General features: G+C 65.8%; 17 protein-coding genes. 3 read left to right on the top strand and 14 right to left on the bottom strand.

What is annotated here, in order from left to right:
* Positions 1-187: 187 nt before the first annotated feature.
* From LZC94_37270 to LZC94_37260, 3 genes are all read right to left on the bottom strand, one after another.
* Positions 188-817 carry a LysE family translocator gene (locus LZC94_37270; GenBank protein WXB13483.1) on the bottom strand — a complete coding sequence of 210 codons (630 nt, stop codon included), beginning with the start codon at positions 815-817 and terminating at the stop codon, positions 188-190.
* 558 nt (positions 818-1,375) lie between these two features.
* Entirely contained in the window at positions 1,376-2,137 is a 762-nt protein-coding gene (locus LZC94_37265) for a glutathione S-transferase family protein (GenBank protein ID WXB13482.1), read from the bottom strand.
* 148 nt (positions 2,138-2,285) lie between these two features.
* Complete coding sequence (locus LZC94_37260; GenBank protein ID WXB13481.1) at positions 2,286-2,906, bottom strand: TetR/AcrR family transcriptional regulator; 621 nt, start codon at positions 2,904-2,906, stop codon at positions 2,286-2,288.
* 91 nt (positions 2,907-2,997) lie between these two features.
* Between LZC94_37260 and LZC94_37255 the strand changes: the two genes are divergently transcribed.
* Positions 2,998-4,215 carry a DUF2236 domain-containing protein gene (locus tag LZC94_37255; GenBank protein ID WXB13480.1) on the top strand — a complete coding sequence of 406 codons (1,218 nt, stop codon included), beginning with the start codon at positions 2,998-3,000 and terminating at the stop codon, positions 4,213-4,215.
* Positions 4,216-4,278: 63 nt separating this feature from the next.
* Here LZC94_37255 and LZC94_37250 read toward each other — a convergent pair whose 3' ends face one another.
* The 3 genes from LZC94_37250 to LZC94_37240 all read right to left on the bottom strand — a co-directional run bounded on the left by LZC94_37250 (position 4,279) and on the right by LZC94_37240 (position 8,207).
* On the bottom strand, positions 4,279-5,751 hold the full coding sequence (locus tag LZC94_37250) for a tetratricopeptide repeat protein (protein ID WXB13479.1): 1,473 nt from the start codon (positions 5,749-5,751) through the stop codon (positions 4,279-4,281).
* Between the two features lie 112 nt (positions 5,752-5,863).
* Entirely contained in the window at positions 5,864-7,336 is a 1,473-nt protein-coding gene (locus tag LZC94_37245) for a cellulase family glycosylhydrolase (GenBank protein ID WXB13478.1), read from the bottom strand.
* Between the two features lie 229 nt (positions 7,337-7,565).
* Entirely contained in the window at positions 7,566-8,207 is a 642-nt protein-coding gene (locus LZC94_37240; GenBank protein ID WXB13477.1) for a TetR/AcrR family transcriptional regulator, read from the bottom strand.
* 105 nt (positions 8,208-8,312) lie between these two features.
* On the opposite strand from LZC94_37240, the gene LZC94_37235 reads away from it, so the two are divergent.
* Positions 8,313-8,729: a DoxX family protein gene (locus tag LZC94_37235; protein WXB13476.1), complete on the top strand. Its 417-nt coding sequence runs from the start codon at positions 8,313-8,315 to the stop codon at positions 8,727-8,729.
* Positions 8,730-8,916: 187 nt separating this feature from the next.
* Here the strand turns inward: LZC94_37235 and LZC94_37230 are convergent, their stop codons facing one another.
* The 5 genes from LZC94_37230 to LZC94_37210 form a co-directional block, all read right to left on the bottom strand.
* Complete coding sequence (locus LZC94_37230) at positions 8,917-10,320, bottom strand: hypothetical protein (GenBank protein WXB13475.1); 1,404 nt, start codon at positions 10,318-10,320, stop codon at positions 8,917-8,919.
* A gap of 33 nt (positions 10,321-10,353) precedes the next feature.
* On the bottom strand, positions 10,354-11,658 hold the full coding sequence (locus LZC94_37225; GenBank protein WXB13474.1) for a hypothetical protein: 1,305 nt from the start codon (positions 11,656-11,658) through the stop codon (positions 10,354-10,356).
* A 175-nt stretch (positions 11,659-11,833) separates the two neighbouring features.
* A complete protein-coding gene (locus tag LZC94_37220; GenBank protein ID WXB13473.1) occupies positions 11,834-12,775 on the bottom strand; it encodes a hypothetical protein in 942 nt (313 codons plus the stop codon).
* A 971-nt stretch (positions 12,776-13,746) separates the two neighbouring features.
* Positions 13,747-15,351, bottom strand: coding sequence for a serine/threonine protein kinase (locus LZC94_37215; protein ID WXB13472.1), 1,605 nt, complete (start codon positions 15,349-15,351; stop codon positions 13,747-13,749).
* Positions 15,352-16,084: 733 nt separating this feature from the next.
* The gene (locus tag LZC94_37210) at positions 16,085-16,723 is read right to left on the bottom strand and encodes a hypothetical protein (GenBank protein ID WXB13471.1); all 639 of its coding nucleotides are present in this window, start codon (positions 16,721-16,723) and stop codon (positions 16,085-16,087) included.
* Between the two features lie 841 nt (positions 16,724-17,564).
* On the opposite strand from LZC94_37210, the gene LZC94_37205 reads away from it, so the two are divergent.
* Entirely contained in the window at positions 17,565-18,110 is a 546-nt protein-coding gene (locus LZC94_37205; GenBank protein ID WXB13470.1) for a helix-turn-helix transcriptional regulator, read from the top strand.
* A 113-nt stretch (positions 18,111-18,223) separates the two neighbouring features.
* Here LZC94_37205 and LZC94_37200 read toward each other — a convergent pair whose 3' ends face one another.
* From LZC94_37200 to LZC94_37190, 3 genes are all read right to left on the bottom strand, one after another.
* Positions 18,224-19,255 (bottom strand): lysophospholipase, encoded by a 1,032-nt coding sequence (locus tag LZC94_37200; GenBank protein ID WXB13469.1) that lies wholly within the window; start codon positions 19,253-19,255, stop codon positions 18,224-18,226.
* Complete coding sequence (locus LZC94_37195) at positions 19,252-19,956, bottom strand: hypothetical protein (GenBank protein ID WXB13468.1); 705 nt, start codon at positions 19,954-19,956, stop codon at positions 19,252-19,254. Before LZC94_37195 ends, LZC94_37200 begins: the two co-directional genes overlap by 4 nt.
* Before the next feature lie 89 nt (positions 19,957-20,045).
* Positions 20,046-20,906: a Crp/Fnr family transcriptional regulator gene (locus LZC94_37190; protein WXB13467.1), complete on the bottom strand. Its 861-nt coding sequence runs from the start codon at positions 20,904-20,906 to the stop codon at positions 20,046-20,048.
* Positions 20,907-20,961 lie beyond the last annotated feature (55 nt).

Genomic DNA, 20,961 nt, shown 5'->3' with positions numbered 1-20,961 from the left:
GGTATCACCTGGCGACAGCGTCCCGAGCGCGATGGCCAAGGTGCCCGACCACGTGACCTCCGTCGAAGTAGGTTCGCGCGAGCTCTTCGAGCTGGGTCATGACGCAAATCGTAACCCGCGGGCGCGCGGCGTCGCCAGCTCGTCCTTGGAGAGCCGGTGGGTGCACCCTCGTAGGTGCGAGGCGTCGCTAGCGCGAGACCGCGAGCTTGATACCGAGCGCGATGAAGATGGAGCCGGCCACCCGATCGAGCCACATGGCCGTGGTCGGCCGCCGCCGAAGCCCTTGCCCAATGGCGCCCGCGAAATATCCGAGGGTGCCGAAGATCAACGCACCTTGGACCGTGAAGGTCACGCCGAGCAACGCGGTCTGCAGCCCCACGTGACCGCGTGCCGTATCGACGAACTGCGGTAGAAAGCTCAGAAAAAAGAGCACCACTTTGGGGTTGATGGCATTCGCCAACAGCCCGCGGCGAAACAACGTGCCGAGGGGAGCGGGCGCCGTCTCGACCTCGTCGGAGGGAAGGCTGCTGCCGCGGCTGCGGATGGCGTTCCATCCAAGCCAAATCAAGTAGAGCCCGCCAACGGTCTTCAGCGCGGTAAACGCGATGGCCGACGCCGCAATCAAGGCGCTCACGCCGAGAACGGCCAGCAACGTATGACTCAAACATCCAATGGCGCAGCCGAATCCAAAGGCCATCCCCTGGCGGCGTCCCTGGGAGGCGCCGAGGCTCAGGACCATTAAATTATCGGGTCCCGGCGACAGCGTGATGAGAATGGCGGCGGCGAGGAATGCGGTGAATTGGGGGAGGGTCAACATCGAATTGGGCAGCTTCCGCGAGAGACGAAGGTGTCCAGGCCTTGGTAGCACACGGTTTAGCTTCGCACCATGTGATGCGGGGAGTGTTCCTCGTTGGCGTTCTGGCGGGAGGGCGTATCGCCTTGGCGTTCTCGCGGGAGGGCGCATCGCCTTGGCGTTCTCGCGGGAGGGCGTATCGCCTTGGCACGGTAGCGTCCGACGTCCTCGCGCCGTAACGTTCACCATGCCCGATCGTGATCCACGCGACGCAATGCCATCCGACCCCGATTCGGAGGTGCCGCCGATGCGTCCTCGTTGGTGGCTGCGCGCGTGGTTGTTCTCCGTCCTTTACTTACCGCCGTGCCTTGTGGCGATGTGGTTCACCAACGACGCGATGACGCGTGGCTGCAACGGCGTCGTGCGCCCGACGACCACCCGGGACAAGGTCGAGGTAATCGCCGTGTGCGTCATTTGGGTGGTCCTACTTCTCGTGGTGCGCGTGCGCCATCGGCGCCGGGAGCTCGCGATGTACGACGCGATCGCCCACTCTTTGAACCGGAAAAAATCGAGTCGATGACGCTACGAGCGACAAATCGTCCGATGCTCCGCATAGAGCGCGTCCCGCCAGTCGAGGATGTCGCGGAACGATCGCGCGAGGGTCTCCTCCGCCCAGCACGCGCGGTTCGCCGGGGCCAGGCGGATGTATCGATCGGCCACGGGGTGGATGAATTGGCATACGACGGCCATCGCCACGTCCGCGTACGTGAATCGTCCGAAGAGGTACCTGGAGCCACCCGCCAAGGCGGCGCGGAGCGATGACAGCGTCTCCTCGAGGTGCCCGCGCGCCCGAGCGATGGCTTCGTCGTCGACACCGTGCTTGCGCCGCAAATAAGAGATCCCCGTTCGCACCACGGGGCGCACGAGCGGCCGAACCGCCGCGGGGACGAAGCCCGGCACATTGTCGGTTTGCGCCGCGGGATCGTTCTCCAGGCGCACGAGAAAGAGCGCGCGCCCTGCGCGAAGGGCCGATTCGCTGCGCTCGTTCCATGCGGCGATGTCCTGCGCGTGCGGCTCGGGAAACAAAGACGGGCCCTCGCCGATTTCCTCCGCGTAGCGCGCGATCGCAAACGAGTCGCGGAGGATGCGCGGTCCGTCGAGGAGCGCAGGCACCGTGGCCTTCTCTTTGAAGTTCTTGGTCCGCAGCCGCAAGCCCGGCTCGTCCAGCATCGGCTGGTATTGCCGGAAGGTGTATGTCACCCGCCGGTGGTCGAGCGCCCAGCACGCCTTTTCGGTCCACGGGGAGAAGTCTTCGCCGATCAGCAGCCGCTTGGAGTCGTTCACGGGAAAAGCTTATCCCATCGAGCCCCGCCGCACATGGCCCGCGTGCGCCGTGACCCTCGGAGCGGCCACGCCGTGACCCTCGGAGCGGCCACGCCCCGCGCCGTGACCCTCCGAGAGGCCACGCCCCACGCCGTGACCCGCCGAGCCATCACGCGAGCAACTCGATCAAGAGCTTGGTCAGCGTCTCCCGCAGCTCCTCTTGGCCGAGGTGCGCCGGCCGACGAATGACCGATCCCAGCACCGCCGCTTGGACCATCACGGTCATCAAGTAGCTCACCGCCGCCGCGTGCTCCACGATCAACGGCTTCCGCGCCAGCACCGCCGCGCTCTGCGCGAGCTCGAGCAAGCGCGCGCTCAGCGATTCGACGGCCGGGATCTCCAATAAAAAAGGCACCTCCCGAACGAAGACGGTGATGATGGCCTTGCGGCGCTCCACCGCGCGAAACATCGTACGAAGCCACATGCGAAGCGCCTCCTGCGGCTCCGAGCCCATCGCCTCGGCCAGCGACTCCCGAAACTCGCCCACCATCTCGGAGACGACGTGGGTCACCACCGCCGCCACGATGGCTTGCTTGTTCGGAAAGTACTCGTACACGGACGCAATGCCCACGCCCGCTTCCTCGGCCACGTGATTGGTCGTGAGCGCTTCGTAGCCCGACTTGAGGAGAAGCCGAGCACCCGCCTCCACGATGTCGTCGTACGTTCGCTGCGAGCGCGCCTGACGAGGCACTTTGTTCGGTAAAAGAGGCGGAAGTTTACGCTTGGGCATGCTGGCTCCCGTATCCGAGTAGAACCGAGTAATCACTCGGATTATGTTTTGAAAGCACCAGATGCACAACCGGGGCAGGGGAGGATTCATCATGGGTGACGTTGCGTTTGCCACTCCAGAAGCCATACCCGCGCGATGGCGCGATCCCATGCATCCACCCGCGTGGGCCAAGCGTCTCGTCGGGTATTGCCGCACGAAGCTGCAGCCGGGGCACCCCTTCATGGACGTGCTGCAGAAGGCGCTCCTGGAAGGTGATCCGCTCGCGGACGACCTCGTTGCGTGCATGGACGAGCTCCCCGCAGGCGAAGGCCGGCGCATGTTCGAGCTGGCCCTGGAGCATGGAATCGACGCCGTCCCAGGCTCGCCCAAAGCGCTGGCGCGGTTCTTCGCGCACCTCGATCGGGTCCCCGCGTGGGTCGAGCCCGAGACCCTTCGGTATGCGTGCGAGACCATCCAGCGCGTGGGCATCGCCAATGGATATGCGCTCGCATGCGGATCGCTCATGTCGGGTTATCTCTCGAGCGCCGCCGTCAAGCCGCTCATGACCACCGGCGCGTTGACCTCCAACACCTCGCGCCGCATCGCCGAGACGGGGAAGTTCGTGCTCGACATCACCGAGTCGGGCGACATGGGCCGCTATACGGCCGGCTTCAAGACCACGGTGCGCGTGCGGTTGCTCCACGCGTTCGTGCGGGCGAAGCTAGGGCGGTCGCCGGAGTGGAAGACCCACGAATGGGGACTCCCCGTCAACCAAAGTGACCTTTTGGGGACGAACCTTCAATTCTCCACGACATATCTTCTATCGTTGCGCGTGCTCGGTATTTTGCACTCGCGGCGCGAGCGCGAAGCCATCATGCACTTCTGGCGCTATGTCGGTTATGTGATGGGGGTCGACGAAAAGCTCTTGCCGCGCAACTACCGGGAGGGCAAACGCTACCTCCGACTGCTCGGCGCCAGCCAACCCGATCCCGACGAGGACAGCCGCGCGCTGGCCTCCGCCCTCGTCTACTTCCCGCTCGCCTACGGCACCACGCCCTTCGAGCGCCGCGCCACCGCCATCCTCTGCGCCCTGCGCGGCGGGCTCTCGCGGTCCATCATGGGCGACGTGGCCGCCGACGCGCTCGGCCTCCCGGACGACCGCTGGAAATACGCCGTCTTCGCCATCTCGCCGGCCATCTCCACCATGGAAATCGCGCGCCGCTTGGTGCCCGGCGGTCGCCGCGTGGCCGTGCGGGTCGGGCGCCGCATCCTGCGCAGCCAAATCACGCGCGGCCTCGCCCTGACGCAGGCGAGCCGCATCCACGTCTGAGCTCCGACCCGCGCCCTCGTGGCGAACGCCGGGAGCCCTCGGCCCCAGCGCGGCGCGGCCCCGTCAGAGGCGTTGAACGTTGTCGATATCGGGCCCGAACGATCCGAAGAGCACGTCGCGCGCGGCCTTGGGGCGCTCGGCCGCGGGGACGTAATAGCAGCGCGCCGCCTCGTCGGAGCTGTACGTCGATTGCGAGCAAAAGAGGGCCACCCAATGGCTGTGGGCGGAGAGCGTGGTCCGCTGGGTGATGGTGGGCAGCTGCTCGAGCCAGAACGCGTCGCGCGTCTGCAAATTGGAGCGCGATGGCGACACGCCGGCCGGCGGAAACGACGAGTCGTGATCGATGCCGCTGTCGCTCTTGGTGTTCGACAGGTGCACGGCGAAGGGGGCGACGCCTTGTTTGAAATCGATGTGCGCCGCCACGTCCACTTCGTAGTTGCCGGAGCGCTCGGTGGCCTCGAACGCGAACACCCGATCCTCCTCGCGGTAGCGGGTGACCGGGCGCGTCTTCGTTCGGTACGCGGTGCGTGATTTGGTCACCTGGCGCGTGCGCGGCACCTGGCGTGTCTTGCTCACCGGGCGCGTATCGGTGCACGTGTTTTTGCCGTCGCCGCACGAGTGCGTGTACGTCTCGAACTCCGTGTAATGCTCGGTGTCGTAATAGGTTTCGGTGTCCGGATAGTATTCGGTATACGACTCTTGGTACTCCTCCATGGCCTGATACGGAATGCGCTCCACCCACGGCCGCGAGAGGGTCATTTTGCGCGAGCTGAACGCCGCGTGGTTCTTCCCGCTGACCGTCACGATGGCCGGCGCCTCCGCGCGCGGATCCCAGAAGCTCGATCGCTCGAGCCCCTTTTGCACCGCCGTGGCAAACGCGTCGCGCCCTTCGAGCGAGAGGCCGTCCACCTGACCGGCGAGCACCACGCGCGAGACATGGTAGGGCAGGACCGGCACGCGCGCCGTGGTCACGTGAAAATGCGCGCAGTACTTGCCGACCAAATCGGCGAAGTAGGGGCTCGCGGCGGGGTTGGCCGGCGCGAGGCGCTTGCACTGCGTCTCGGCATACTCGTGAATCGTATCGGTGATCACGCTCTTCACGGTGGAGCCCGGGAAGTGGCGCAGCACTTGCCGATCGCGCGCCTCCAGCTGATCTTCGGCCAAGAGCGGGGCATGGCGCGCGAGGAGCGCGCCGCACTCGATGCCGATTTGCTCCTCCGCCCACGCCACCTCGTCGTGGGTGCGCTTCTGAATGGCGGGGCTCCCCGGATCGTTCCAGCCGCGGGCCCGATCCAGAAGACGGCCCAAGGCCGAGAACACGCGCTCCTTGTCGCCGGTGCGCTTGGATTCGGCGACCTCGGCCAAGAGCCCGAGAAAAATCTTCTCACGTGCCTGGGCGAGCTTGGCCCTGGCCTCTTGATCGGTCGGATCTTGCGCCACCACCTGCGCGTAATCGCGCGCGGCGCCCTCGTAATCTCCCTTTTCGAACGCGCTATCGGCCCGCCCGCGCAAGCTGCCGCAGCCGATCGTCGCCATGAGGACCAAGAAACCAACCGACGCCCAACGAGCTCTCATACGTGTATGCCGAGCATATACCGTCGGGCGCCGGTCGATCTTCCCTGTGAGGGGGTGTCGGTGAGAACGGACCTCAGAAATCGTCGGGCGTTCGGATGCGGTCGCGGACCCAGACCCCGGCGGGCTTCAGTGGTGCTGTACCGGAGTAGGGGCCGTTGGGGCAGGTGCCCTCCTTGAAGACGGCGCCCGAGCGGAAGTCGTCGGAGTAGTTCCAGTTCGCCCAGCTGATCTTCTTGGCCGCCATCAGGTCGATGTACTTCTGCGATTGGGTAAAGTCGTTTCCGCCGTCACCCGTGTACGTTTGCGTGCCGAACTCCGTCACGAACACGGGAATCTTGTCGGCCGCCCGCGAGAGCGTATCGAGGTATTCGGCCTTGTGCGAGGCGGCGTAGAAGTGGAACGTGTAGAGGATATTGGTCGCGTTGACCGGATTGTTCACGACCTCGCTCTCGTCGGAGTCCTCGGACACCCCCAAGGACGACCACCCACGGGTGCCGAGCAAAATGACGGAGTCCGGGTCTTTGGCGCGGATCACGGGGATGATCTGCTCGTGGTAGCTCTTGATGCTCGCCCAGCTCACGCCGCTCGGCTCGTTGGCCACCTCGTAGAGGATGTTCGTCTTGGAGGCGTGGCGCGTGGCGATCTCGGAGAAGAACGTCTTCGCGCGCGACAAGTTGTAGTGGGGATCGCCCGGCTCCAGCATGTGCCAGTCGACCAGCGCGTACATCCCTCGCGCGGTCACCTGCTCGATGATCGAGTGCACCAAGTCGGTGTACATCCGGGGATTGCTCTCGTAGCCGCCGTCTTGGATGTACATCGAAATGCGGACGATGTCGGCCTTCCAATCGTTCGCGAGCGCGTCGAGCGACGCGCCATTCACGCAGTTGCGATACCAGTTCAGGCCGTGCGTGCTCATACCGCGAAGTTGGATGGCTTTGCCGTTCTTGTTGCAAAGCTTGGTGCCGCACACCCGAAGCTGCCCGTTGGCCTCGACCGGCGTCCCCGTCGGGGTGCCGCCCCCGGAGCCCTCCGTGATGCGATCGAGGTTCGGTCCTCCGTTGGCGGTGGTGGCCGTCGCGCGGACGACATTGGCGCCGGCCTTCAAGGTGACGTTCACCTTGGCGTCGGCCCAATTCGTCCAGGCGCCGGTGCCCCCGAAGGCGAGCCCCGCGCTCACCACCGCGCCGTTCACCGAGATGTCCATGGGGCGATTGGTGGTGGTGCCGTTGGCGTAGCGAAGGGTCAATGTCGAGCTTCCGGCCGCCGCGGCGTTGATCGTGAACTCGACATAGCTGCCGACGGCGTTGTTGTAATTGACGAAGCCCGATCCGGTGTACCCCGTGTGGTTGGACTCGACCACACCGTCTACAATCGTGGCATTCTCCGCTTGGTATTCGGCGGCCGCCGCCAGCGGCGCCTCGTCGATTGCAAGGTCGTCGCCGGCGCGGCTCGTACATGCGACGGCGCCCGCCGCCAGCATGAGCCCAAATGCCGTCACACCCGTTCGACCGCGGGTGCGCGGGTCGAAGATCGCTCGAAGGGTCATGGGAACCTCCTTGTGTGTCGTGTGCCGAAATGCGCGTTGCCGCCGCTGCTCCTTCAACCATCCGCCCATCCGTCCATCGATCCGCGCGGCGGCGACTTCGCGACGGTATGGCTGCCTATGCTGACGGTCAACCGTTTTAATTAGGAAAGTTTCCTAACTAAAATGATGCAGGTACACGGATCCGCTTTTCATTTGGCGCAGGTGCACTTTTTCGCGAGATTTATACGGTTCAGGGGAGTGCGCGGCTCACCTTCGCGCGGCGCGCAGGCCCTTTCACCACCGTATCCCACGCGTGCATCGCGCAATCGACGACCGTGCGCAAGGTTTCGAGGGAGGAGCCGTCGCGCGCGCGAATGGAAAGGCCCTCCAAAATCGTGGTGTAGAAGGTGGCGAGCGCCTTCGTATCGGTGCGCTTCGGCAAATCGCCGTCGGACACCCCGCGATCCATGCGTGCGCGAATGGCATCGAGCGAGTCTTGCCGGCACTTCACGAGAAAGTCGCGCACCTCTTTGTTCTCCGGGGTGCCGAGGGTGGCCGCCAGCACGATCATGCAGCCGCTCGGCTTTTTCGGATCGGTGAAGCCCTTCACATTGCTCCGCAACATCTCCTCGACCGCCTCGCGCGCGGTGCGCCCTCCTTGCAGCGCGCGCATCGGATCCCCGCCCTCCAGCGCGTCATAGAGCGCCACCGCCTCGCGAAACAGCTCCTCTTTGCAGCCAAACGCCGCATAGAGGCTCGGTTTGGTGATGCCGATGGCGTCCGTGAGATCGGCCACCGACGTCCCTTCGTAGCCGCGCTCCCAGAAGATTTGCATCGCTTGCCTCAGCGCCACGTCTCGGTCGAACGCGCGCGGACGGCCCCGCTCGGTCATCGGCTCACCATTTGTATACCACCCGGTAGATAAATCGCTTGACGTTGCCGTGCAAGGCCCATACTTAATCTATACCGTACGGTATACATATCGAGAGGGCACATCATGCGCTATCGCTCCGTCGTTCATTGGGTTGCCGTGGCATGGTTCGGGGCCATCTTCGCGTACGCGGGGCTGGCCAAAGTCCTGGGGGATGCGGGGATGCGCGAGGGAATGCTCGCCATTGGGTTCGGCGCCGGGTGGACCGTGGCCATCGGGTGGATCGAGGTGCTCGGGGTCGCCGGCTTGCTCGCGGGGGTGTTCAAACCGCCGCTGAAGAATTTGGCGGTGCTGTGTCTGCTCCCATTTTCGATCGGCGCCTTCACGGTGCATATGAGCTACCACCAGGGCTTCGCCGACTACCGGGAGTCGCTTTGCGCCTGCGTCTTGGCGCTGGTGATCCTCGCGACCGACGCGCGATTCAAAATCGATCTGGGCGCGCCGATGGTGCGCGTTCCCGCGCCGCGCTCAACCGCGCGATGACGTCGTCCATTTCTTGAGCTGCGCGCGCTCCGGCTCGTGGAGCAGGTCGTGGGGTGGAGGCGGCATGGGTGGTGCCCGGGTGGTGGGGAGGCCGCCGGACGTTGATCCGGACAGGTGACATGGCCGTCCCGATGAAGCGTGGACGTATTCTCCACGAGGACGTGACCGTGGCGAGGCGCGCCTCGCTTTACGGAACGGGGAGCTTGGGGCCTACGGCGCCGGGGACGCCGTCGTTGGTTCCGACGATGCCACCTGGACCTGCGGAGCCGCCCTGCGATGCTGCGGTCAGGGTGGGGTCGTTTTGGAGTGAGGGTGCCGTGCCGCTGTAGAGGATCGCGGCGGAGACACCGCCCGCGCCGCCTCCTCCTGCGCCACCGTTTCCGCCGGCTCCTCCAATGCCACCCGGGCACGCTAGTCCTGACGGACTGCTTCCTGCGCCACCACCCAATTGTCCTTTCTGCCCCGAGGCGCCGGCCCCACCGTTGCCCGGCTTCTTGGCGGTGAGCGCACCGGCAACCAGCGTGACATCGCTTGCGATGCTCAAAAGCGCGATGCTGGCGCCACCCCCCTTGCCCGCGTTGCCTGCGTTGCCGCCGCAACCTCCGGCGCCACCGCTACCTCCGCCCGCGCCGCGACCCGTGGCACCACCGCCACCACCGCCGCCACCTTGACCGACCTGACCGAACCCTCCCGGCTGTCCGTCCTGCGGCACCCACGTTCCGCTTTGGATCGTTCCGGTTTGCGAAGCTCCCGTCCCATGGCTACCCGCGGGTGCATCCGCACCGTTGATTCCCGCGCGGCAATTTCCTCCACCCTGGCCGCCCGCGCCCGTATTGTCTGGTCCGCCGTCATAGACCCCAAAGGGCTGGCCCGCAGCGCCGGCTTGATTTTCACCACCGCCGGCGCCGCCCTGCGTGGTGCCGCTCCTGTTCGCGCACGGCACGGCCGGTGAAGGCTGCGCCGGACCACCATTGGCTCCCGATGCGTTATTGCCTTTCGAGGCTTGCGGCACTTGGTCCGCTGGGCCTTTGCCGCTCGTTCCGTCGGCGGCGTCCGCCGCGGTGAGCGTGAGGCGCTTGAGCGCGACATGGTGCGCGCGGTCCACGATCGCCGCGATGCTCGAGGGCGACGCCGCCGACCCGGGTGGTGCGTGGAAGGTGATATCGGCCACCGTGACCCCGTTGGCCTTCACCGTCAGCGGCACCCCCAACGTCGGCGCGATGGTGACGGTTCTACCCAGCGATGCCCAATCGCACGCGAAGCCGTCGTAGATGCTCTTGCTCGAGAAGACCACGACGTTGTGGGCGTAGTCTCCCTCGCACACGTACACGCGCGACTGTGTCGCGCTGGCCTTCGCGAGCGCGACGGGGATCGTGGCCACGGGGAGGGTCTTCGTCCCTGGATTGTTGTCGTTGCCCTTCGGGTGGACGAACACGCCCACCGCGAAGTCGACGCACTGCGGGCTCTCTGCAGGGTCCTTCGACATGTCGCATCCGACTGGCGCCGCGTCCGCGCCGCAGCTGCTTGCGGATGCAAGAACGGCGAACACGGGGAGCATCGATCCGAACGCAATGATTTTTACGGCATCCATTCGCCACCTCTTGAAAACATTCACGAGCGCCTCTTACGGAACGAGGACCTTCGGGCCTGCGGCGCCGGGGATGCCGTCGTTGGTTCCGACGATGCCACCTGGACCCGCGGAGCCGCCCTGCGATGCTGCGGTGAGGGTGGGGTCGTTTTGGAGCGAGGGGGCCGTGCCGCTGGAGAGGATCGCGGCGGAGACACCGCCCGCTCCGCCTCCACCCGCGCCACCGTATCCGCCAGCCCCACCGTTGCCCGCCTGGCAGGCGCCCGGTGAATAGATGCCACCGTAGCCACCCAATTGTCCTTTCTGGCCCGAGGCGCCGGCCCCACCGTTGCCCGGCTTCTTGGCGGTGAACGCGCCAGCCACCACCGTGACATCGCTTGCGATGCTCAGCAGCGCGATGCTGGCGCCACCACCCTTGCCCGCATGGCCTGCGTTGCCGCCGCAACCTCCGGCGCCACCGCTCCCTCCGCCCGCGCGGTCGCCAGGTGCGCTCCCGCCGCCGCCACCACCGCCTTGACCTACGCGGCCAAGGGCACCCGCCTGTCCGTCCTGCGGCACCCACGTTCCGTTTTGGATCGTTCCGGTTTGCGAAGCTCCGGTCCCATGGCTACCCGCGGGCGCATCGGCACCGTCGAGCCCCGTCCCCCCCGCGCCGCAACTTCCTCCACCCTGGCCGCCCACGCCCGTCTTGTTTGGTCCGCCGTCGTAAACGCCAAAGGGCTGGCCGGGGGCGCCGGCTTGATTTTCACCACCGCCGGCGCCGCCCTGCGTGGTGCCGCTCCCGTTCGCGCACGGTATGGCCGGTGAAGGCTGCGCCGGACCACCATTCGCTCCCGATGCATCGTTGCCTTTCAAGGCTCGGGGCAACTGCTCCGCTGGACCTTTGCCGCTCGACCCGTCCGCGGCATCCGCGGCGGTGAGCGTGAGGCGCTTGAGGACGACACGCTGAGCGCGCTCCACGATCGCCGCAATGCTCGAGGGCGACGCCGCCGACCCGGGCGGCGCGTGGAAGGTGATATCGGCCACCGTGACCCCGTTGGCCTTCACCGTCAGCGGCACCCCCGCCGGCGGCGCGACGGTGACGGTTCTACCCAGCGATGCCCAATCGCACGCGAAGCCGCCGTAGATGCTCTTGCTCCAGGAGACCACGACATTGTTGGCGTAGTTTCCCTCGCACACGTACACGCGCACCTGCGTCGCGCTGGCCTTCGCGAGCGCACCGGGGATCGTCGCGACGGGATGCGTCTTCGTCCCTGGATTGGCGTCGTTGCCGTTCGGGTGGACGAACACGCCTACGGCGAAGTCGACGCATTGCGGGCTCTCTGCAGGGTCCTTCGACATGTCGCATCCAGCCGGAGCCGCATCGGCGCCTGCTCCGCCATCGGTTCCCGACGCCGGCGCACACGTGCTCGTGTCCGCGCACGTCGAGCTCGTGCAGCCCGTGGCCATCGCCCAGGATGTGGGAAGGCATAGCAATCCAAACATCAACCATCGGCGCATATCGATCGACCGCCTTTCAGAAGCGAAGGTGAACGTGGACGCTGGCGGCTTCTTTTCCGACCGCCGGCAAGATGATCGCCTGCGTGCTCTGCGGCGTCTTGGGGCGAGCGACGATGAGCAATGTGGCACCGCCGACAAGGGCGGCCCCCGCACCGATCCACAGGCCCCGTGCGATGTTGCTGTTACGCACCCATGCGTCGGCGTCCGATTTCAGCGCCGAACACGCGGCGCTGGACACGTCCCAGCACGCGCTTGGGTCGCTCGCGGCTCGCTGTTCGGCCGCCTTATCCGAGCTGCTGTTCGCGGCGACGGTGAATCCTACCGCGGCGATCGCCGTCGCCACGCCGGCGACCATGAGCCCTCCGCCCACATAGCGGCCCGCCGTCCACCAGGTGCTTTGCGATGCAGGCTCGGGAGAGCGCGGAGGAGCGACCATCGGGGGCACCTCGTCGCGATTGAATGACATGACCACTTGCTGCCCCGCCGGGATGTTCGCCTCGTGGCGTTTGCCGTGCCCATCCTCCACCGTGTGCACGCCCGGCTCGACGTCGACGATCTCGTTCGGCACGATCTGCTTGCGCCCATCCAGCCGAACGAGGGTACCGCGCGGAGCTTCGACCTTCAGGTGCCCGAGCCCACTCCATAACTCCGCGGCGATCAGCTCTCTTGCCTGCGCCTTGCTGGGTGCATCGGTGCGTGGATCCGCCATGTACAGCCGGAGGTGCTCGGCCGCCTCCACGCGGCGATTTGCGTCCAGCTCGGCGATCGCCAGGTTCCACAAGTAGCGCGTTTGCGGCGATGCCGCGTAGGCTTGAAGGAATTTTACCCTCGCGAGTCGGGCGTTGCCGGTGCGGGCCGCCTCCATTCCCTCTTTGTACCGCAGCTCGGCGTCGCTATCCGCGTCGACCTCGCCACGGGTTGGTGCGTGCTGGGCGTGCGCGGTTCGTGGAAGAGCCATGGCGAGCGAACAAACGATCGCGAACGTTGTGCGGGAAATCACTGGGAACGTGCTCTATTTAAGAAGGCGACCATGGGGGATTTCGCTTGGCGTCGGGATGGCGGTAGGTGGATTCGGTTGTGCGGATATCTCCACGTCGGGTATCTCGTCGTTCGCTGGTTTCGAGCTCGGCTTCGGACTGGGGCTCATGATCGATCGCTTGCCTTCGGCGCTCGGCGCCGAGGTCGCGCGCCGTTGTTGGCCAATGGAAACGTCGTCGATGGCCCGCGTCGTGCTCGACGGCGCCGCGCTTGGCGTCGGCGGGACTCGCTCGGGTTGGTCGATTGAGACCCCGAGGCGAGGTGGCATCACGTTGCTCGGCACCTGCGGTGCTTGCGCAGGTTGCGAGAGCGCCGCGGAGATCGGGGGTGGGGTGCTCGGTGCCGCTGCGCTCGGGCCGGTGACCAGGTGCGGGCTCACGAACCCAATGGCCCAACCGCTTGCGATTGCAACAGCCGCGGTGAACGCGAGCACGACGATGCTCGTTCGACGTGGTCGTGGTCGAGCAGGATTCGTGGTGACGGTGCGGGTACTTGCTCCGGCGGCATCGAGATGCAAACCCGCCGGCGGTTTCGCGATATCTCCCGAAGGCGTCGCGGCCGCGCTCGAAAGGGTGACCATCCCGCCATCCTCGATGCCTGGCTCGCTGATGTTGAGATGCACATTTGGGCCTGACGCGATCTCCATTTCCGTGGCTGGTCGCGGGGTGTGCGATCGAAGAACCGCGGGGAGCAAATCCAAACCGGCAAAAAGGCGGCCCACCTCTCCATCCGGAGCACGACCGACAGGCAAGGGGTCTCGGGCAGGCAGCACGAAATCGGGATCGGTGACGTTTGCATCCGGATCGGTGAGGGCGTCACCATCGCCCTTTTTCTGCGACGTGCTCGATGTCCCGCTTGCCGCAGGGAGCGTCGTCCTATCCTCGCCTGCGCTCATGACTTCCCCGGTGGTGCGTTCGTCGGCCGTAACGACGCGTGCCCGAGGCTCCATACCGCCCATACCACCAGCGCGCTGAAGAACATGGCCACGCAGAGAAGCAGCAGGCGGCGCCGGTTGCCGAGGACCGGCGTCGGTGCTTTGACCGAAACCGGCATCGTTCGAAGGGTCGGGGGAATAGCTTGATGAGAACGGGGCACGGTGCGGTTGCCAACGGGTGCCGCGGGAGCATCGTCCGGAGCTGCGTTGAAAACAGGGGTGCTCTTGGTGTCTCCATCTCGCCCCCGCTCTCGCTCTCGCATCGCGAATGGGGGGACGTAGCTGGTCGTGGGCGCACTTCGGAGGCCATGCTTCTCGAGCGGCGGGTGCAGCACAGGCGGGGCGCTCCTGCTGCTGTCCGCAAATTCGGGCGGCGCCCGGTCGTTCTGTGTGGTGAACACTCGTGCCACGGCCACGGGCGAACGCGAAGCTCGGCGCGGAGCTCGAAGAATGACGGGGCAGGCGTCGTCCGCGACACCGGCCGAACCCACTGCTTTTGCGGGTATGCCCACATGGGTCGGCTGGTTCGCTCTTTCTTTCTCGCGCGCAACCTCCAACGGAGATCGCTCGTGCGGGTCGGTCAAGTGCGCGTGCGTGCCGGCCATCAACGCCTCGATCTGCGCCGGTTCGGTGTCGCTTCCATCGACACTCGTTGGATCGTGGTCGCGAGCGGGCATGCGACCCACGATATTGCGCAAGTTCTCGATGACCGTTTCGGGGCTCGGCCGAACCTGCGGATCGCGGTTGGTCATCCGATCGACGAGCTCGTCCAGCTCGGCCGGCACTTCGGCGAACCACGATGCACGCGGGCGTCGTTCGGTGAGGATCGCACGAGCGACCGCGAGCGCGCGTTCGTTGGGGTCATCGTGCTCGAGCTCCTGCTCGTCCCACATTCCGCGCCCGGTTAGCATGCGGAACAGGATGAGCCCCACCGCGTGGACATCCGTCGCGCCGGTCGGATCCTCTCCACGAAGTTGCTCCGGAGACGCGTAGCGCAGGGTTCCAAAAAATCGCTTCCTCTTCGGCTTCGCCTCGACGAGCGAGATGACGTGGGCGATGCCGAAATCAATGACCTTGACGCGCGTCGAAGCGTCCTCTTTCTCTTTCTCCAAAAAGATGTTGGCCGGCTTGAGATCGCGGTGAACGATACCCCGCCCGTGTGCGTACCGGAGCGCTTCCAAGACCGGAAGCAGCGTTCCCACGGCCGTCCGTATGTCGAATGGCTTGCCCTCGCCCCAACTCTTGAGCGCATCCTCGAGCGACTTCCCGCGCATCATGGGCATCGTGAAGTACAGGCGACGGCCGGCACCCTCGGTCGTCTCGCCTCCGGGCAGCACCTCGACGATGTTCGGGTGCTTGAGCGAGCATGTGATCTGCGCTTCCAACCGGAAGCGGTCCTCTCCCACGCCGGCGGCCAAGGGCAACTTCATCGCCCATCGCTTTTTGGGGACTCGCGATTCGACTTCATAGAGCTCCCCCTCGCCCCCTTCTTCCAAGCGGCGAATGAAGATGTAGGGGGTGCCGGGGATTTCCTGGTTGCGTTTGTACTCGTATGTGGCCATTGCACTGCCTACATCGGTCTCGAGTCGCAGGAGATTGTGTGGATTCTACTCATGCAGAGGCGCCGCGTCTTCCAGCCGCGGCTCAGAAATGACGAGATGTTGTCGCGACTACCGAGATCGGGAGGAGTTCACGTGCTGCACGTCGGGGCGCGATTCTTTGATTCATAAAACAATCCAAGGAAGAGCCAAGTCTTCATCTCTCCTTTTCGTTCGGAAGGAGCGCCGGTCATGCCGAGTGCGACGCGCCTCTCGTTATACGTCCGCAACGTGCAAATTCTGAACGGGTTCGACGACGTCGCGCGCCGTTTCTCCGTGCGTATCGGCCGAGATTCCAACGCTTCGGCTTTTGTTTTGCCGGATGGATGCGTCCCCCGCATCCATGGAAGCGTCGACCTCTAAGAGAAAGCGTAAAACCACTCTTACGCGATTACCTCGATGACGAACCGACGACTGCGTACGAGCTACGCGCAGCGGCACAAGGACCTTGCCGATAAAGAAAACCAAACATTTCGATTGCTCTTCGGGCCAGAATTCGCCGACGAATATGCGCAGTACCGGGAAGGGGGCGTCCCTTCGTCCGGCAACCTCGACGTAAACCCGAGGCGTAGATGATGACGAAGGAGGCGCAAGGCGAGCTGCAAAAGGCCGACCCTCGACATGGGAATGGGGATTCGGTCGTGTTCGTGAGCGGTGCAACCACGAGCGAGGATTCAGCTCGCCGTCCGGCTATCACCTACGTGGACACGGTGCCTACTGCGACGACTCCGAGCGCTGCGTCCATCGAGCCCGTCGAGCCCCGCGCACGCCAGGATAGCTCCCACGCGTCCATCGCGAACGATGTGCTCTTTGCCGACTTGGCTCGATCCGTTGAGCCGTGCGTGATGTCGCGTAGGAAGCGGAACGCGAGCCCCAGCGTCGAACGCGAGGTCGATGAGATCCTCGATTCGATGTCAGCCGATGCGATTCCGAGAAAAAATCCCCCTCGTCGATCACGTCGCAACGACACATTGAAACCGATCCCCCCCGCTCGTCCTGGCTGGGCACCGCGAACGTACGGTGTTGAGCTCGGGCTCAGGCGCACGGCTCGCGCGCCCGTCGGGATCGCGGCTGCAGCGGTATTCGTCGCGGCGATTTTTCTTGGAAGGGCGATGCGCCAAGGCGGAACATTTGAGTCAATCACCAGCGCGACGATGGCATCGCCCGCCGCGCCCGAAGCACCCAAGCCGCTCCAATCGCCGTCGTCCGCGAGCGCTGCTCCGCCGATCGCGCCTGTCACTCCACGGGAGCCCGCGCCTGTCACTCCCCCGGCACCCGTAGCTCGAACGACAGCTTCGACGGCATCTTCCTCCGCGTCCTCGGCTTCCAGCGCCATTCGCATTCGCAAACCTACGCGTCCTACGAATCATGCGAGCCCTGCGCCGAACATGGATCTCGATGTCGACCCTCTCGGGGTAACCAACGCATCGACGGCGGTATCACCCGCGCCTTCCGATCCCTCCGATGGGCGCAATCTCTTCACCGGGCATTGATCCGCGGGAGAAGCGCCCGAAATGCGGCCGCGATCTCCTCGAGCCTGCGGGTCTCGAAGTTTGCCGGTCGCCCAAGAGCACGTCCTCGAATCCAACGGTCGATTTCGTCGACCCGTTCAGCCCGGCCGCGGTGTCGACCATCGACATGGCTGCCGGCGATGGGATCATCGTCGCCCTAGCCGGCGGAGGCGCGCCCCCCATACGTTGTGGAAACGTAATCTAAAGAAACCACAAGCATAGCTCGCGCTCGAAGAAGCTAAGGAGCCGTTACGCGAACGAGCGGAGTCACCGATAAATAGCTTCTGCTCGGGCCGTACCTACTTTAGCGCACAACTGCCGATCCATTCGTACCGATGTCATGAGCATGCGAGAGGTCGACGGATCGATAAAGCGAAATAGCCGCGTTGCGTTGCTGGAACGGATCGCCGTCGATCCAGCGACTCGCGCCGGTGAGGGCGAAGGAAAGAAGCGCGCTGCGCAACGGGTGCGTGCGCGTACCCGTTCGCGCTCGCGTCATCGCTTGCGTTTGGGTTTTCTTTCGACGCGACTGTTCAACTGCCAATCAGCGAATACCGACGGGGCGGTCACGACATGAAACGTTCGACTACCATTTCTCATCCCTTTGCGAAATTTCATTGCTCCATCGCTCGTACGTTGGATCAAATCGAGCCATCGTGGGCTCCTTTGATCCTCCGCGACGTCTTCTTCGGGCTGCGCCGCTTCGAGCAGCTTTGCAAAGATCTCCGTATCCCAACGAACACCCTCGCGGCGCGTCTGGAGACGTTGGTACAAAAAGGCGTCCTCGAGCGCGTCCTGTACAGCCAGCACCCTGCGCGCTGGGAGTATCGCCCGACCACCAAGGGCGAGGCGCTCTTTCCCATACTTCTGAGCCTTCTGCGATGGGGTGATACCTGGGCCAGCGAGCCCGAAGGAGCCCCCGTGCAGGTCCACCACCTTCTCTGCGGGCGGCCCGCGCACGCCGAAGTCGTCTGCAACGTTTGCGGAGATCCTCTCCGATTCAACAATGTCACGGTGCACGCGGGGCCTGGCGTCCGCATGGCACCAGGAACCACGCTTCTCGCCTCACACCTTCGACCGGTTCCCAACACGCCGTCGCCGCACCCAACGCAAGACTCGAGCGCCGAAGCCTCTTCGCACGGCCCACCCATGCCGGTCACGCTCAAACCGGCAGACGGCGTACATTACGAGCAGCACAACGACGTCTCGTAACCACGGTGGGCACGTTCCCAAACCCGGCCTCGTTCCGCGCGTTGCGTGAATGGCTCGCGCGCGGATGCTCTGGCCCAAATCCGTAGTGGGGATCCTCGCGACCGACGCGCGATTCAAAATCGATCGGGGCGCGCCGATGGTACGCGTTCCTGCGCCGCATTCAACCACGCGATGACGTCGTCCATGACCTGCGCGCGCTCCGGCTCGTGGAGCAAGTCGTGGTACAATCCGCCGTAGAGCAGGAGGGTTTTGCGCTCGGGCGAGGTGCGCGCCCGCGCGACGATTTCGGCGGTCCCGCGCGGATCGGTGACGTGGTCGCCCGTGCCATGGAGGGCGAGCAGCGGAAGGTCGAAGGTGCCGGCGCGCGCCCAGATGCGCTCGATGGCCCGAAGCAGCGCGCGGGCGGTGCGCGCAGGCGCCGGAGAATGCTCGACGAGCGGATCGCGCGCCAGGTTCGCGACCGTCTGGGGATCGCGCGAGAACGAGCCGTCGGGGATGTCGATCGCGGGAAAGTTGGGCAGGAGCGAGGCGGACAGCGGGGTGGCGGCGGCGAGGAGGAGCGGTTTGTCGACGCGAAGGGCGGGCGCCAAGAGGACGACGCCGGCGAGCGGCGGGTGGCGCTCGAGGGCGAACAAGGTCACGACGGCGCCACCCACGCTGTGACCGAGGAGGAAGATGGGGAGCCCGGGCTCGCGTGCTCGTACGCGCGCGAGGAAGAGCGCGAGATCGCCGAGCAAATCGTCGAAATCATCGATGGTCGCGCGGCGGCCCTCCGAGCGGCCGTGCCCGCGCATGTCATACGCATGAACATCGTACCCTTGCGCGACGAGACGGCGCGAGAGCTCCGCATCGTGCTCGCTGTGCGATTTCAATCCGTGGTGAATGACCACGACCGCGCGCGGCCGCCCTCGAACGCGCCACGATTGCTCGAAGAGTTTGACCCCGCCGGTGCCTGCGAAAAAGCCGCTCTCGTGCGAGACGCCCGGGCCGTCTGCAGGCGTGTGGTCTGCGCCCGCGGCCGCGCCGTCTGCGCCCGCGGCCACGCCGTCTGCGCCCGCGGCCGCGCCGGCGAAAACGACGAGAGCCGCGATGGCAACGGCCACCATGCATCGCAAAAAGAGCCGCATACCTCGCGCCGTTCTCATCGCGCACCCACCAGGTTGAAGCCCATCACCGCCGCCACGGAGCGCGTATCCATGAACTCGCGGTACACGATCCCCAGCGCGAGCCCGCCCCCGGCATTGACGTCTTCCCAATAACGATGTTGCGGGCTCAATCGCACGAGCACCCCCGCTTCGAGCTCGTCGATGAACGGAATCGACGCGCCACGCCGCCGCGCATCCGCCCCGGCGATCCACGACGGCCGCACCCACAGAGTCGGCCGAATGGAGCCGACGCTCACCGCGAGAAACCACTCCACCGGAAACCGTGCCGCCACGGGTAGCGCGCCCACCGCCTCGTCGACGCCGGCGCCGCCGCACAACGCGATCCCGTTTCCATCGCCCCAGCGCCCGCCGATGCCGCCCGGATAGAGCGTGGCCGCGTACACCGCGCCGCGGTTGCTCCCCCCGACGGCGCCGTCGAGCCCCGCGCAGTACGCGGCCTTTCCGCCGAGCAAGAGGCGGGCGCGAAGCTCGAAGAGCCCGATGTCCGCGAGCCCCGAGACCCGCTTCGAATCGAGCACGCGCGCGTACGCGCCGACGATTGTCACGTCGAGAGCATGACGCGGCCCCTCACGCGGCAGCGCCTCCACGCGCTCATGAATCGCCGGTCGTGCGCGCGGCGCGGACTGGGCCAACGCGGGCAAGGACGTTGCCATGAAGAACGCGGCCAACGACATGGCCATGAAGGACCTAGCCAGGCTTCCGCGGACGAAACGATGCAGCGACGACGGGGGCATATCCTCCCGTTACGCGGAGCCGCGCCCTGCTGCTGTCAACGGGTGGACACTTCGGACATTTCGGACGCATCGCCGGCCGATTGCGCGGCGCTCTCCGCGAAGCGCTCCAGTCTTTCGCGGTGCAGCACACAAACGACGCGGCCAAGGCGTTGAAGGTACAAGCGGCGCTCGAAGTCGCCGAGCACCCGATTGACCATCTGACGCGACGCCCCCACCAGCTCCGCGATGTCCTGTTGCGTAATGCGCAGATCCACCGCGAAGCCATGCGGACAGGGATCGCCGGGTTCACGCGCGAGCTCCAGGATCGTCTCGGCCACGCGCATGTGCACGTCCTTGAACACCAGCGATTCGATGCGGCGAACGAGCTTGCGCTGCCGCGCCTCCAGGTGCTGCACCACGGAGTACGCCAGCTCCGGATGGGCGCGCAAGAGCGCCTCGAAGCGATCGCGGGCGATGGCGGCGAGGCGCGTGGGCTCCAGCGCTTGCACCTCGTACGCGACCCCCTCGGAGTGGACCGACAGCCGTCCGAAGGCATCGCCCGGCTCGAGGATGGCCTCGATCCACCGCTGCCCGAGCGCGCTGGTGCGGCACAGTTTGACCCCGCCCTCGAGGACGATCCAGACGTGCGGATCGTCGTCGTCGAAGCTTTCGATGCTCCGGCGTCCGTACCTGTGAATGCGCGCATCCCGGATCAGGGTCGTCATTTCGCGTTCGGGCAAAATGGTGAGCAAGCGCGCGCGCTCGAGCGCCCACGCGCCCGCCGGCCGATGCCAGGCGCTGGGGCGGAGATCGCCCCGGCGCTCGCGCGCGTCCAACACCTCGACGGCCCGCCGCCCGAGCGCGCGAACGGGGCTCGACACTTTGATGCGCGTGAAGAAGTCTTCTTTTTTCGACATCGGGGTCGAAGTGCCCGCATCGTACGCCAAAACCGCAGCGTCCCATAGCCCAGCA

The sequence above is a fragment of the Sorangiineae bacterium MSr11954 genome (assembly GCA_037157815.1).
Classification (GTDB): domain Bacteria; phylum Myxococcota_A; class Polyangia; order Polyangiales; family Polyangiaceae; genus Pendulispora; species Pendulispora albinea.
This window is presented reverse-complemented; position numbering and strand designations above follow the sequence as displayed.